The sequence below is a fragment of the Arthrobacter sp. RIT-PI-e genome (assembly GCF_001187915.1).
In the GTDB taxonomy this organism is placed as follows: domain Bacteria; phylum Actinomycetota; class Actinomycetes; order Actinomycetales; family Micrococcaceae; genus Arthrobacter_D.
The window spans coordinates 61,258-74,739 of record NZ_LGIU01000064.1 but is presented as its reverse complement, the minus strand read 5'-3'; the positions used below and the strand labels follow the sequence as shown (position 1 = coordinate 74,739).

Here is a 13,482-nt window from a genome sequence, read left to right as displayed (position 1 = left end):
TCCCAGTGCTCGCAGACGTACTCGCCGCCAACACCTCCGCAGACGGCGGGGGTTTCAGCTTCATCAACCTCCTGCTGCCCCTCGCCCTCGCGTTCCTGATCTTCTCGATGTTCCGGCGTCAGCGGAAGTCGCAGCAGCAGGTCAAGGAGATGCGGACGCAGATGGAGCCGGGCACGCGGGTGATGACGCAGTTCGGTCTCTTCGGCACCATCGTCTCGGTGGACACCGAGAACAACCAGGCCGTCCTGGAGCTCTCCCCCGGCAACACCGCCACCGTGCACACGCAGGCCCTCGCGAAGGTCGTGGAGCAGGACCCGGAGGGAGCGGTGCCCGCCGAAGGCACCCGGAACGATCTCGACGCCTACGAGGGCACCTCCGTACCCGACGACGCGTCCTCCCTCGCGGACGTGGACCGTCCGGACACCGCCCCGGGGAGCGCCGGTGGCTCCTCCGCCGTCGAGACCCCGGAGGAGACCCTCGCACGCCTCGAGCGCGAGCGCAGCACCGGGAAGCCCGACGCGCGGGGCCGGCGCGAGCCGAAAGCCGACCCGGAGAACTAGCATTTTCCCAGAAGGCGCCGGTAGTCGGCCGCGCCCCCAGGTTCACCTCGGCGTCCTGGACGCCACTGCATAAGGACACCTCACCATGCCTCGTACCGGTCCCGGGACGGCAGCCAAGCGGACACTTGTCTGGCTGGGCGCACTGACCGCACTCCTCGCCATCCTGCTGGGCGCGGGCACCCAGTGGGGTTCCGCGAGCTGGAGCCCGCGCCTCGCCCTCGACCTGGAGGGCGGCACGCAGATGATCCTCGCGCCGCGGGTGCAGGGCGGCAGCGAGATCACCGCCGAGCAGCTCGACCAGGCCGTGGAGATCATCCGTCAGCGGGTGGACGGCTCCGGTGTCTCCGAAGCCGAGATCAACACGCAGTCCGGCCGGAACGTCATCGTCTCGCTCCCCGGGACCCCGGACGCCGAGACCCGCGACCTGATCCAGGCCTCCGCGCAGATGGAGTTCCGCCCGGTGCTCGCCGGCGGGCCCGGTCAGGCACCGGCGGCGGAGACGCCCACCCCCGAGGACCAGCTGCCCAATGCGCCCGGTGAGCCCCAGGACGCCAGCGACCCGAACTGGATCACCGCGGAGCTGTACAGCGAGTTCGAGACCACCGACTGCCTGGACCCCGCCACCCTGGAGCCCGCCGTGGAGGCGGCTCCCGCGGACCAGCCGATGATCGCGTGCGAACCCGACACGCAGGGCAAGTACATCCTCGGACCCGTCGAGGTGCCGGGGACGGACATCACCACGGCGACCTACGGTCTGCAGCGCAGCTCCACGGGCCAGGCGCTGAACACCTGGGCCGTGAACATCGAGTTCAACGCCGAGGGCACCCAGACCTTCCGCGAGGTGACCGAGCGCCTGTACGCGATCGGTCAGGGGGACCCCCGCAACCAGTTCGCGATCGTGCTCGACGGCCGGATCGTCTCCGCGCCCACCACGAACGCGGTGATCCCGGACGGCAGGCCGTCGATCAGCGGCAACTTCACGGAGCAGTCCGCGGCGGCCCTGGCCGAACAGCTGAAGTACGGTGCGCTGCCCATCAGCTTCGAGATCCAGAGCGAGCAGCAGATCTCCGCCACCCTCGGCGCCGACCAGCTGCGCCTCGGCCTGATCGCGGGTCTGATCGGGCTGGCCCTCGTCGCGGTCTACTCCATGTTCCAGTACCGCCTGCTGGGTCTGGTGACCATCATCTCGCTGCTCGTCGCCGGTGTGCTCACCTACCTCGCCATCTGCATCCTCGGGTGGACGGAGAACTACCGGCTCTCGCTCGCGGGCGTGGCCGGACTGATCGTGGCCATCGGCCAGACCGCCGACTCCTTCATCGTGTACTTCGAGCGGATCCGTGACGAGCTGCGGGACGGCCGCAACCTCGTCGCCGCCGTGGAGAGCGGGTGGCGGCGCGCCAAGCGGACGGTCCTGGCGTCGAAGGCCGTGAACCTGCTGGCCGCGCTGGTGCTGTACTTCGTCGCCGTCGGCAACGTCCGCGGTTTCGCCTTCACCCTCGGGCTCACCGCGATCGCCGACCTCATCGTGGTGTTCCTCTTCACCCACCCGGTCATGAGGCTGCTCGCCGGGACCCGCTTCTTCGGCGGGGGCCACCCGTGGTCCGGGATGTCCTCGGACACGCTGAACAAGATCCCCCTCTACCGGGGGGCGGGCCAGGTCCGCGAGCCGGGGCGGCCCGCGGCCGTGGCCGCGACGCGGACCAGGAACAAGGGTGCCTCGGCGGAGGCCGAACGGCGCCTGACCATCGCCGAGCGCAAGCGGGCCGAGCAGGAGAAGACCCTCGCGGGCCGTACCGGTTCCTCGAAGAAAGAGACCAACGAATGAGCCGCACCAGCTTCGCCACCTTCGGGAACGAGCTCTACACGGGCAAGCGTTCCTACCCCTTCCTCGCCAAGCGCAAGCTCTGGTTCGTCATCGCGGCCGTCGCAGTGCTGGCGGCGTTGATCATCCCGGTGGTCAAGGGTGGCTTCAACCTCGGCATCGACTTCCGGGGCGGGTCCGAGTTCACGGTGTCCGCCACCGACAACACGGACACCTCCATCGGTGAGGACGCCGTCACGCAGGTGGTCTCCGGGGCGGTGCCACGGGTGACCAACATCGCCACCAACACCGTCCGCATCCAGACCGAGCAGCTCTCGGACAACGAGACCCTCGAGGTACGCGACAACCTGGTGGCCGGCTACGGGGTGGACGCCGACCAGGTGGCCTCCAGCTTCGTCGGCCCCACCTGGGGTGAGGACGTCAGCCGTCAGGCGCTGATCGGGCTCGGCGTGTTCGTGGTGCTCGCCGCGATCCTCATGGGGATCTACTTCCGCACCTGGAAGATGTCCCTCGCTGCCATGGTGGCCCTGCTGGTGGTCATGGTGGTCACGGCCGGACTGTACTCGCTGAGCAACTTCGAGGTGACGCCGTCGGCGATCATCGGTTTCCTGACCATCCTCAGCTACGCCCTCTACGACACCGTGGTGGTGTTCGACAAGATCCGCGAGAACACGGCGGGCATCACCGACTCCACCAAGCGCACCTTCGCCGAGCAGGTGAACCTGGCGGTGAACCAGACCCTCGTCCGATCGATCAACACCTCCGTGGTGGCGATCCTCCCGGTGGCCTCCATCCTCTTCATCGGCGCCTTCCTGCTGGGCGCCGGCACCCTCCAGGACCTCTCGCTGGCCCTGTTCATCGGCATCATCCTCGGCACGCTCGGCACCCTGTTCATTGCGGCCCCCCTCTACGCGCAGCTCCGGATCAACGAGCCCGAGCTCAGGAAGCAGGCGGAGCGCGTGCAGCAGCGGCGTGAGCTCGAGGCGGCCCCGGCCTGAGCCGTACCCGCGGAGCCCGCCGGCCGGGCGCGGCTACACTTGGCGTTGTTCCGGCAGATGTGGCATGTTGAACACTTCGTGGGAACCCGGTGCGAGATTGAGGGGTTGTGAATGGCTGAAGCGGTGAATCCCGCAGCGCGGCCCGCGGACGGTCGGGGGCCACAGGAGCACAACGCTCCCGGGCGGGTCGCCACCGATGCACCGACCGACGTCCCCGCCCGGGGTGCCGGGCCCGGGACGACGTCGCCCCCGCCCGCGGAACCCCCCGTCACCGGACGCCGCGGGCGCACCAGGGCCCGTATCGCGCGCCTCACCGGCCGCGGTTCCTCCGGCTACTCGCCCGTGCTCGAGCCGCTGCTGCGCACGGTACGGGCCAACAACCCGAAGGAGGACCTCGACCTCATCCAGCGGGCGTACCTCGTCGCGGAGCGCAGCCACGAGGGGCAGACCCGGAAGAGCGGGGATCCCTACATCACCCACCCCGTGGCCGTGGCCACGATCCTGGCCGAGCTCGGGATGACCGGCACCACGCTGGCCGCCGCCCTGCTGCACGACACCGTCGAGGACACCGCGTACACGCTCGAGGAGCTGACGCGGGACTTCGGCCCGGAGGTCGCCATGCTCGTGGACGGCGTCACCAAGCTGGACAAGATGTCCTTCGGTGCCGCGGCCCAGGCGGAGACCGTGCGCAAGATGGTGGTCGCGATGGCCAAGGACATCCGCGTGATCGTCATCAAGCTGGCAGACCGCCTGCACAACGCCCGTACCTGGCGCTTCGTCTCGCCGACGTCCTCGGCGAAGAAGGCCCGCGAGACCCTCGAGATCTTCGCCCCGCTGGCCCACCGCCTCGGGATGAACACCATCAAGTGGGAGCTGGAGGATCTCTCCTTCGCCGCACTGCACCCGAAGGTGTACGAGGAGATCGTCCGGATGGTGGGGGACCGCACACCCGAACGCGAGAAGCACCTGAGCGTGGTGCGCAACCAGGTGGAGGAGGACCTGCGCGGGGTGAGGATCAAGGCCACGATCACCGGCCGCCCCAAGCACTACTACTCGATCTACCAGAAGATGATCGTGCGGGGGAAGGACTTCGACGACATCCACGACCTGATGGGTGTGCGGGTGCTCGTGGACAGTGTCCGCGACTGCTATGCGACCCTCGGCTCCCTGCACGCGCGCTGGAACCCTCTGCCGGGACGGTTCAAGGACTACATCGCGATGCCGAAGTTCAACATGTACCAGTCGCTGCACACCACGGTGATCGGACCCGGCGGCAAGCCCGTGGAGATCCAGATCCGTACGCACGACATGCATCGTCGCGCCGAGTACGGTGTGGCCGCCCACTGGAAGTACAAGAGCGGCGGCAAGCAGTTCGAGGCCCCCGAGAACGAGGACATGGGGTGGCTGCGCAGCCTCGTCGACTGGCAGCAGGAGACCGCGGACCCCGACGAGTTCCTGGACTCCCTGCGCTTCGAGATCAACGCGCGCGAGGTGTTCGTGTTCACCCCCAAGGGGGAGGTCATGGCCCTGCCGGCGGGCTCCACCCCGGTGGACTTCGCGTACGCCGTGCACACCGAGGTGGGGCACCGGACCATCGGCGCGCGGGTGAACGGCAAGCTGGTGCCGCTGAACAGCGAACTGAACCACGGCGACTCGGTGGAGATCTTCACCTCCAAGGCCGAGGGTGCGGGGCCGAGCCAGGACTGGCAGGGGTTCGTCAAGAGCCCGCGGGCCCGGAACAAGATCCGGCAGTGGTTCACCAAGGAGCGCCGCGAGGAGGCGGTGGACAAGGGCAAGGAACTGCTGACGCGTGCCATGCGCAAGCAGAACCTGCCGCTGCAGCGCATGATGAGCCACAGCGCGCTGATGGCGGTGGCGGAGAAGCTCAAGCACCAGGACATCTCGGCGCTGTACGCGGCGGTGGGGGACGGGCACACGTCCGCGCAGAACGTGATCGAGCACCTCGTCGCGCTGATGGGCGGCCACGAGGAGGCCAAGGAGAACCTCACCGAGACGGCCGTGACCACCCAGCCGCGCCGGCCGAAGTTCTCCGACTCGGGCGTCACCGTCCGCGGGGTCGGGGACGTCTGGGTCAAGCTCGCACGGTGCTGCACACCCGTGCCGCCGGATCCCATCATCGGCTTCGTGACCCGCGGCTCCGGGGTCTCCGTGCACCGCAACGACTGCCGCAACGTGGACGAGCTGCGTGACCAGCCGGACCGCATGGTCCCGGTGGAGTGGGCACCCACCCAGACGAGCGTGTTCCTCGTGGAGATCCAGGTGGAGGCCCTGGACCGTAAGAGCCTGCTCTCGGACGTGACAAGCGTCCTCGCGGAGAACCACGTGAACATCCTCGCGGCGAACGTGAACACGTCCTCGGACCGCGTGGCCATGTCCCGTTTCGCCTTCGAGATGGGTGATCCCAAGTACCTCAACCACGTGCTGAGCGCGGTGCGCCGGATCGACGGCGTGTTCGACGTCTACCGCACCACCGGTTCCCAGCGCAGATCCTGACCTCGCGCCCGCCCGGTGCGGCGGCGCACCGCCGCACCGGGCCCCGTGGGGATGCTCACCCGGAGCGTGCCCGGTCCGGGTGCTGCCGTGCCAGCCGCAGCCGGGTGAGGGCCCGCGTCTTGCCCGGTACGCGGGGCGTGTTGACGAGGGCGGCCTCCACGAGACGTAACGGGCAGTCGAGCTCCTGCGCCCCGCCGATCGCCCGGAGGACCGCCACGGCGTCGGCGTCCCCGTGCACCGCGATGTCCAGTGCCGTGCGCAGGGGTGTGGTCACCGAGACGCCGCCCACCAGGTTCACGTCGAACGGACCGAGTGCCACCTGGTGCATCACCGCTGCCGCGAACGGCGGCAGGGCCGTGGTGCGCCGGCGGTGATCGGTCACGAGACTGATCAGTCCGGGCGGCCGTGCGCATCCGTACACCCCCGCCGCGCACGATCGGCCGAGCGCCACCCGGGAGCGGAGGGAGGGCGGCACGCTGCGCACCGCGGCCCGTGCCCGGGTGGCCGGATCCTCGGTGAAGTCGCTGCGGAGGTAGGAGTCCCCGATCACGCGGCGCACCAGTCCCTCCAGCCGCATGGCCTGCAGCTCCGCCGAGGTGAAGACCTCGCCCGCGTGGAACAGGGTGCCACCGGTGGAGGTCACCGCGGAGTCCCCGGTACCGAGGAACCGCTCCGGTGGTGCTGCTGCGCGAGGACCGTCCAGGGGAGGCATTCCTCCAGGATCACCACCGTGCGTCGCACAGGGAAGCCCCCCGGCACCGATGTGGACAACGGTGCCGGGGGGCCGGTGATGCCGCAGCGGCGGACGGGGGTCCTAGGAGAAGTCCCGCGCCGAGCGCTGCAGCATCTCGAGCCACTGCTCGCGGGCCGCCAGCGCTTCCCGGGCGGAGGCGATCTTCTTGGCGTCCCCCGCACGCTCGGCGGCGGCGAGGTCCTCCTTGAGCTGGGCGATGGTGGCCTCGAGCTGGCTCAGCGCACTGTTGGTGCGTGCCTTCGTCTCGGGGTTGGTCCTCGTCCAGTTCTCGTCCTCCGCGGACTTCACGGCGTCCTCGACCTGGCGCAGGGCGCCGTCGATCCGGCCCATGTCCGCGCGCGGGACCTTGCCGGCCGCGTCCCACCGGTCACGGATGGAGGTGAGGGCCTTCCGGGCGGCGGCGAGATCGCGGACCGGGAGGATCTGCTGAGCCTCCTTCAAGAGCGCCTCCTTGACCACGAGGTTGCCGGCGTACTCCTCGTCGACGGCCTCGTTCACGGACTTGCGGGCTTCGAAGAAACGGTCCTGCGCCGCGCGGAACCGCGCCCACAGGGCGTCGTCGTCCTTCCGGCTGGCACGCTTGGACGCCTTCCACTCGTCCATCAGCCGCCGGTACTCCGCGGCCGTCTGGCCCCAGTCCGTGGAGTCGGCCAACTGCTCGGCGCGCGTGATGAGCGCCTCCTTGGCCTGCTTGGCCTCCGCGTTGTCCGTGTCCAGCTGGGAGAAGTAGGCGCGGCGATGGCGGTCGAACACCGTGCGCGAGGAACGGAACCGCTTCCACAGGGCGTCCTCCGTGCCGCGGCCCAGCCTCGGTCCGTTCTTCTGCGCGGCCTTCCACAGCTCGAACAACTCGTTCATGCGGGTGCTGCTGGCCTTCCACTGCACGGTGGACGGGTCACGGCCGGCGAGCTCCTCGGCCTCGGCCACGATCGCCTCCCGTGCCGCGAGTTCCTTGGCCTTCAGCTCGTCCTGGACCGCGCGTTCTGCCTGCTCGATACCGCGGACGGCCTCGAGCAGGGTGTCGATGCGGGCCTCGAGTGCGAGGACGTCGCCCACCATCTTCCGCTCACCCACCTGGGTGCGCAGGTGCTTGGCGGTCTTCGCCATGTCCGAGGACGGCGCCTTGGCCTGCACGCGCTGCTCCAGCAGCGCCACCTGGCTCGCGACGTCGTCGTACTTGCGCACGAAGTAGGCCAGGGCCTCCTCCCGGGAGGCGTCCGGGTACTGGCCCACGGGGTGCTCGGCACCGTCGACGAGCAGGAAGACATGGCCGTCCTCCTCCACCCGGGCGAACTTCCCGGCCTCCGCGAGGGGGGTGCTGTGGGCGGGGGGCGTCGCCATCGGCTGGGCTGCCTTCGAGGGCCGCGGGTTCGACGACGGCCTCCGGGGCCGGAGCGCCCTCCGATGAGGCCGGTGCCGTGGCGGGCACCGTCGGTTCCTCCGCCGCGGCCTCGGCCTCGGGGGGGCCCTCGCGCTCCGCGGAGGCGGCGTCGGAGGACGCGGCGTCGGTGGGCCCGCTCTCGTCGGTCACCGGGTCCGCGCTGCCGGCTGCCTCCTGAGCGGGATCCGCCGCGGTGTCCGTGACGTCGGCGGGAGCTTCCGTCATCGGCGTGGATGCTGCCGTGGAGGTGGGCGTGTCCACACCGGATCCTCCGGCAGCACCCTGCTGCGCGTCGTGGCTCGTGGTCGTGTCGTCGGATTGCTGACTGTCTGTCACCGCTAGAAGTCTTTCGCTCGTCGGATGGCCGGAAGCAACGCCGGGGCCATGTTCTGCAGGTCTCGGAGTCTATCTGTCCGGGGAGCCGGTCCACGCGTCACGATCGGCAGGACCGGGTGGTGCGCGGCACCGTCCCGGGCCGTGGAACCACGGAACCTGCGCTGAGGTTACTTTACCCACAGGGCCTCCCCGGACGGGGTGAAGCGGCGTGATACGCGGCAGGAGGAGCCGGTGCCGCCATGCCGCCCTTTTCCCCGGGCGTGCCCCGCCGCCTAGGATGAAGGCCGCGGGGCCGGCCGTCACCCGGCCGCACATCCTGCGACACCAGGTACCACCCCCAGGAGGAGAGCAATCCCATGGCCCGCAAGGCATCACTGTCCGGTTTCCCCGAATGGCTGCCGGAGGAGCGCCTGATCGAGCTCCACGTGCTCGACGTGCTGCAGCGGACCTTCGAGCTGCACGGGTTCTCGAGCATCGAGACCCGGGCCGTCGAGACGGTGGACCACCTCCTGCGCAAGGGGGAGATCGACAAGGAGGTCTACGCGGTGTCGCGGCTCCAGGCGGACGAGGCGTCGGCCTCCGAGAGCGGCCTGGCACTGCACTACGACCTCACGGTGCCCTTCGCGCGCTACGTGGTCGAGAACGCGGGCCACCTCGCCTTCCCCTTCCGCCGCTTCCAGATCCAGAAGTGCTGGCGCGGCGAGCGGCCCCAGGAGGGCCGTGCCCGCGAGTTCACCCAGGCGGACATCGACGTGGTGGGCGACGGCGCGCTGCCGTTCCGCTACGACGTCGAGCTCGCGCTCGCCGTCGTCGAGGCGCTCGGCGCGCTCCCCGTCCCGGACTTCACGCTCCGCGTGAACAACCGGAAGCTCGCCGAGGGCTTCTACCGGGGGATCGGCCTCACGGACACCGCCGCGGTGCTGCGGAGCATCGACAAGCTCGAGAAGATCGGCGGCGAGAAGGTGGGCGCCCTCCTCCGCGACGAGGCGGGTGCGGACGACCACCAGGTGGAGCTGGCGCTGCGGCTCGCAGGCATCCGCACCCGGGACGCGTCCTTCGTGGACGAGGTCCGCGCGCTCGGCGTGAGCGACGATCTCCTCGAGGAGGGCCTGGAGGAACTCCGCCAGGTGGTGGACGAGGCGGCACGCCGCGCGCCGGGCCGGGTGGTCGCGGACCTCAGCATCGCCCGCGGTCTCGACTACTACACCGGTACGGTCTACGAGACCGTGCTGAACGGCCACGAGGGCCTCGGCTCCATCTGCTCGGGCGGCCGCTACGACGCCCTGGCCCGCAAGGGCAACCGCACCTTCCCCGGGGTGGGACTGTCCATCGGCGTCACCCGGATCGTCTCGCGCATCCTCAGCCAGGGGTTCGCCTCCGTCTCGCGCGCCGTCCCCACCGCCGTCCTCGTCACGCTCACCGACGAGGACTCGTGGTCCGAGGCCCAGGACGTCGCCGCCGCCCTCCGCGCACGGGGGATCGCCGCGGAGGTGGCCGCCGGGGCGGAGAAGTTCGGCAAGCAGATCAAGTTCGCCGACCGCCGAGGCATCCCGTTCGTCTGGTTCACCGCGGCCGACGGCTCGCACGAGGTCAAGGACATCCGGTCGGGGGAGCAGGTGAGCGCGGATCCGGCGTCGTGGGCACCTCCCGCCGAGGATCTCCGCCCGGTGGTCACCCCCGCCTGACCCGGCTCAGGCGGTGCGGCGCCGCCGGAGCACCAGCACGACGGCGCGGAGCACCAGGCCCGCCGCGAGGACGCCCAGCATGGTGACCACCGAGGCCACCGGCAGGGTGAAGGCGAGCACGAGGCACGCCGCCGCACCGATCAGGTTCAGCCAGCGCGGCGCGTACCACTGCCGTTCGGCCAAGGTGAAGGCGGCGATGTTCGCCACCGCGTAGTACAGCAGCACCCCGAAGCTCGAGAAGCCCACCACGGTGAGGACGTCCGTGGTGAGCAGGAGCACCACCACCACGACGGCGACGGCGGTGTCCGCGAGCCAGGGGACGGAGGTGCGGTGCGAGATCCGGGCCAGGGCCCGCGGCAGATCGCCCTCCCGGGCCATCGCGAGGGTGGTGCGTCCCACCCCCGCGATGAGTGCCAGGAGCGCCCCGAGGCTCGCGAGTGCGGCGGCGATCGTGACGATGCCGCCGGCGCGGGCCGCACCGGCGTCGGGCATCACGTCCTCGAAGAGCTGCCGCAGGGGGGCGGTGGTCCCGGCGAGGCCCGAGGCCCCGAAGGCGTGCAGCAGCGAGAGCGCCAGCAGCAGGTAGAGCAGCAGGGTGAAGCCGAGGGCCCCGAAGATCGCCGCCGGGATGGTGCGGCGGGGCTCGCGGACCTCCTCACCCATGGTGGCGATCCGCGCGTAGCCCGCGAACGCGAAGAACAGCAGGGCCGAGGCCTGCAGCACGCCCCCTGCCCCGACGGCGTCCGTCGAGGCGCTGTCCGGTGCCCGCGGTGAGGAGAAGGCCACCACCACCACGAACGCGAGCACCGGCACCACGAGCGAGACGATCACCCGGGTGGCGAGCGCCGTCCGGGTGATCCCGAGCAGGTTGACCACCGTCAGGCCCACCACGGCGGCCACCGCCGCCGCGCGCTCCGCGCCGGGCAGCACGTACAGCCCGAAGGTCAGCGCCATGGCCGCGCAGGAGGCGATCTTCCCGGTGACGAAGCTCCAGCCGGCCAGGAAACCCGGCCACGGACCCAGCTGCTCCCGCCCGTAGACGTACGTCCCGCCGCTCGAGGGGTACCGGACGGCCAGCGATGCGGTCGCCGCGGCGTTGCAGTAGGCCACGAACGCGGCGATGCCGACGGCGTAGGGGAGGAGCCCACCGGCGGCGGCGGTGGCGGGAGCGAGCACCACGAAGGCGCCGGCCCCGATCATGGCCCCGATCCCCGCGGTGGTGGCGTCGAACCCGCCCAGTGCTCGGCGGAGTCCCGGCTGCTGGCTCATGCTTCTCCTTCGGATCCCGTCCGGGCCCTCGGTGTGGTGCGGCCGGGTCCGGGGGATGGTTCCCCGCTGCTCCCGAGGGTGTCCTCGGGAGCGACCGCCTGTCCGGTCGGCGGGACCGGGACCGGGACCGGTAGTGTGTGGTCGGATACGCATCAACTCTAGGCAGGCGGCGTACCGCCTGCGACTCGACGAAACCACTTGTGGGAAGGATTGCTGTGCTCCGCACGCATGAACTCGGATCCCTTCGGCCCGAGCACGTAGGACAGACGGTCACCTTGGCGGGCTGGGTGGCCCGCCGCCGCGATCACGGCGGGGTGGCGTTCCTCGATCTGCGCGATGCCTCCGGTGTTGCCCAGGTGGTGGTGCGGGAGGAGGACGTCTTCTCGAGCCTGCGCAACGAGTACGTCCTGCAGATCGTCGGCTCCGTGCAGCAGCGCCCCGAGGGCAACGAGAACCCGGCCCTGCCCACGGGTGCCATCGAGGTCATCGCGGACACCGTGAAAATCCTGAACACCTCGGACCCCCTCCCGTTCCAGATCGACGAGCACGTGGAGGTGGGCGAGGAGGTCCGTCTGCGCCACCGTTACCTGGACCTGCGCCGCCCCGGTCCCCAGGCCACCCTGCGCCTGCGCTCCGAGGCGAGCCGCATCGCCCGCAACCTCCTGCACGACGACGGCTACGTGGAGATCGAGACCCCCACCCTCACGCGGTCCACCCCCGAGGGTGCCCGCGACTTCCTGGTGCCGGCCCGGCTGGCGCCGGGCTCCTGGTACGCGCTGCCGCAGTCCCCGCAGCTGTTCAAGCAGCTGCTCCAGGTGGGCGGGTTCGAGAAGTACTACCAGATCGCGCGCTGCTACCGCGACGAGGACTTCCGCGCAGACCGCCAGCCGGAGTTCACCCAGCTGGACATCGAGGCCAGCTTCGTGGAGGAGGACGACGTTATCGCCCTCGGTGAGCGCCTCGTCTCCGAGCTGTGGAAGCTCATCGACGTCGAGATCCCGCTGCCCATCCGCCGCATGACCTACGCCGACGCCATGGCACAGTACGGCTCGGACAAGCCGGACCTGCGCTTCGGGCTGGAGCTGACCGAGCTCACCGAGTTCTTCGCGGACACGGACTTCGGCGTGTTCAAGGCCCCCTACGTGGGCGCCGTCGTCATGCCCGGCGGGGCTTCCCAGCCCCGCCGCCAGCTCGACGCCTGGCAGGAGTGGGCCAAGCAGCGCGGGGCGAAGGGCCTCGCCTACGTCCTCATCGACGACGACGGCAGCCTCCGCGGGCCGGTGGCGAAGAACCTCACCGACGCCGAGCGTGCGGGTCTCGCCGCCGCGACCGGCGCGAACCCGGGGGACTGCATCTTCTTCGGTGCGGGCGACGCCGTGACCTCGCGCGCCATCCTCGGTGCTGCACGGGTGGAGATCGGACACCGGACGGGGCTCATCAAGGACGGCGACTGGGCGTTCGTGTGGGTGGTGGACGCCCCCATGTTCGAGCCGGCCTCGGCGGCGGTGGCCGCCGGTGACGTGGCCGTCGGTGGTGGGGCCTGGACGGCCGTGCACCACGCCTTCACCTCGCCCAAGCCCGAGTTCATGGACACCTTCGACACCGACCCGGAGCACGCCCTGGCGTACGCCTACGACATCGTGTGCAACGGGAACGAGCTCGGTGGTGGGTCCATCCGTATCCACCGGCGCGACGTCCAGGAGCGCGTGTTCGCCGTCATGGGGCTCAGCCAGGAGGACGCTCAGGAGAAGTTCGGGTTCCTGCTCGAGGGCTTCAAGTACGGCGCGCCGCCGCACGGCGGGATAGCGCTCGGCTGGGACCGCGTGGTCTCCCTCCTCGCCGGGGCCGACTCCATCCGCGACGTCATCGCGTTCCCGAAGTCCGGTGGCGGGTACGACCCGCTGACAGCCGCACCGGCGCCCATCACCGCGCAGCAGCGCAAGGAAGCCGGTGTGGACGCCAAGCCGAAGGCGCCCGACGCCTGAGCCGTCCCCGATCCGCCCGAAGGGCAGGTACTCCGCCGCGAGGGGTGCCTGCCCTTCGTGCGTCCTGCATCACCGCCCGTCACCGCTGAACGCCGGAAGGATCGGCGTCGGGTGATCGCTCTCGGAAGAATTGTGACGACCCCGGCGACACCCGTCAGCGGTCCGTGCGACAATCGCA

At 70.5% G+C, this 13,482-nt stretch carries 10 protein-coding genes; 7 read left to right on the top strand and 3 right to left on the bottom strand.

Features of this window, described 5'->3' with window-relative positions:
• The first annotated feature begins 5 nt into the window (after positions 1–5).
• From yajC to AC792_RS09410, 4 genes are all read left to right on the top strand, one after another.
• A complete protein-coding gene (gene yajC / locus AC792_RS09425; protein WP_049830273.1) occupies positions 6–560 on the top strand; it encodes a preprotein translocase subunit YajC in 555 nt (184 codons plus the stop codon).
• 85 nt (positions 561–645) lie between these two features.
• The gene (gene secD, locus AC792_RS09420) at positions 646–2,385 is read left to right on the top strand and encodes a protein translocase subunit SecD (RefSeq protein WP_049830272.1); all 1,740 of its coding nucleotides are present in this window, start codon (positions 646–648) and stop codon (positions 2,383–2,385) included.
• Complete coding sequence (gene secF, locus AC792_RS09415; protein ID WP_049830271.1) at positions 2,382–3,380, top strand: protein translocase subunit SecF; 999 nt, start codon at positions 2,382–2,384, stop codon at positions 3,378–3,380. The genes secD and secF overlap by 4 nt, the downstream gene beginning before the upstream one ends.
• A 111-nt stretch (positions 3,381–3,491) precedes the next feature.
• Entirely contained in the window at positions 3,492–5,894 is a 2,403-nt protein-coding gene (locus tag AC792_RS09410) for a RelA/SpoT family protein (protein WP_082177618.1), read from the top strand.
• Between the two features lie 55 nt (positions 5,895–5,949).
• On the opposite strand, the gene AC792_RS09405 is transcribed toward AC792_RS09410, so the two are convergent.
• Together AC792_RS09405 and AC792_RS09400 are read right to left on the bottom strand one after the other, a co-directional pair.
• Positions 5,950–6,606 (bottom strand): hypothetical protein, encoded by a 657-nt coding sequence (locus AC792_RS09405; protein ID WP_049830270.1) that lies wholly within the window; start codon positions 6,604–6,606, stop codon positions 5,950–5,952.
• A 102-nt stretch (positions 6,607–6,708) separates the two neighbouring features.
• The gene (locus AC792_RS09400) at positions 6,709–7,989 is read right to left on the bottom strand and encodes a DUF349 domain-containing protein (protein WP_326947983.1); all 1,281 of its coding nucleotides are present in this window, start codon (positions 7,987–7,989) and stop codon (positions 6,709–6,711) included.
• 77 nt (positions 7,990–8,066) lie between these two features.
• On the opposite strand from AC792_RS09400, the gene AC792_RS18020 reads away from it, so the two are divergent.
• Together AC792_RS18020 and hisS are read left to right on the top strand one after the other, a co-directional pair.
• On the top strand, positions 8,067–8,207 hold the full coding sequence (locus tag AC792_RS18020) for a hypothetical protein (RefSeq protein WP_326947981.1): 141 nt from the start codon (positions 8,067–8,069) through the stop codon (positions 8,205–8,207).
• Positions 8,208–8,721: 514 nt separating this feature from the next.
• The gene (hisS, locus tag AC792_RS09395; protein WP_049830269.1) at positions 8,722–10,050 is read left to right on the top strand and encodes a histidine--tRNA ligase; all 1,329 of its coding nucleotides are present in this window, start codon (positions 8,722–8,724) and stop codon (positions 10,048–10,050) included.
• A 6-nt stretch (positions 10,051–10,056) separates the two neighbouring features.
• Here hisS and AC792_RS09390 read toward each other — a convergent pair whose 3' ends face one another.
• Positions 10,057–11,319 carry an APC family permease gene (locus AC792_RS09390; RefSeq protein ID WP_049830268.1) on the bottom strand — a complete coding sequence of 421 codons (1,263 nt, stop codon included), beginning with the start codon at positions 11,317–11,319 and terminating at the stop codon, positions 10,057–10,059.
• A gap of 215 nt (positions 11,320–11,534) precedes the next feature.
• On the opposite strand from AC792_RS09390, the gene aspS reads away from it, so the two are divergent.
• Positions 11,535–13,304, top strand: a complete 1,770-nt coding sequence (gene aspS / locus AC792_RS09385) for an aspartate--tRNA ligase (RefSeq protein ID WP_049830267.1) — start codon at positions 11,535–11,537, stop codon at positions 13,302–13,304.
• The last annotated feature ends 178 nt before the right edge of the window (positions 13,305–13,482 follow it).

What these genes read in the sequence shown, in the direction of transcription:
- AC792_RS09390 (WP_049830268.1), bottom strand. Translation starts at nt 11,319, where the DNA reads ATGAGCCAGCAGCCGGGACTCCGCCGAGCACTGGGCGGGTTCGACGCC.
- AC792_RS09410 (WP_082177618.1), top strand. Translation starts at nt 3,492, where the DNA reads ATGGCTGAAGCGGTGAATCCCGCAGCGCGGCCCGCGGACGGTCGGGGG.
- secF (WP_049830271.1), top strand. Translation starts at nt 2,382, where the DNA reads ATGAGCCGCACCAGCTTCGCCACCTTCGGGAACGAGCTCTACACGGGC.
- hisS (WP_049830269.1), top strand. Translation starts at nt 8,722, where the DNA reads ATGGCCCGCAAGGCATCACTGTCCGGTTTCCCCGAATGGCTGCCGGAG.
- secD (WP_049830272.1), top strand. Translation starts at nt 646, where the DNA reads ATGCCTCGTACCGGTCCCGGGACGGCAGCCAAGCGGACACTTGTCTGG.
- AC792_RS09405 (WP_049830270.1), bottom strand. Translation starts at nt 6,606, where the DNA reads ATGCCTCCCCTGGACGGTCCTCGCGCAGCAGCACCACCGGAGCGGTTC.
- AC792_RS09400 (WP_326947983.1), bottom strand. Translation starts at nt 7,989, where the DNA reads ATGGCGACGCCCCCCGCCCACAGCACCCCCCTCGCGGAGGCCGGGAAG.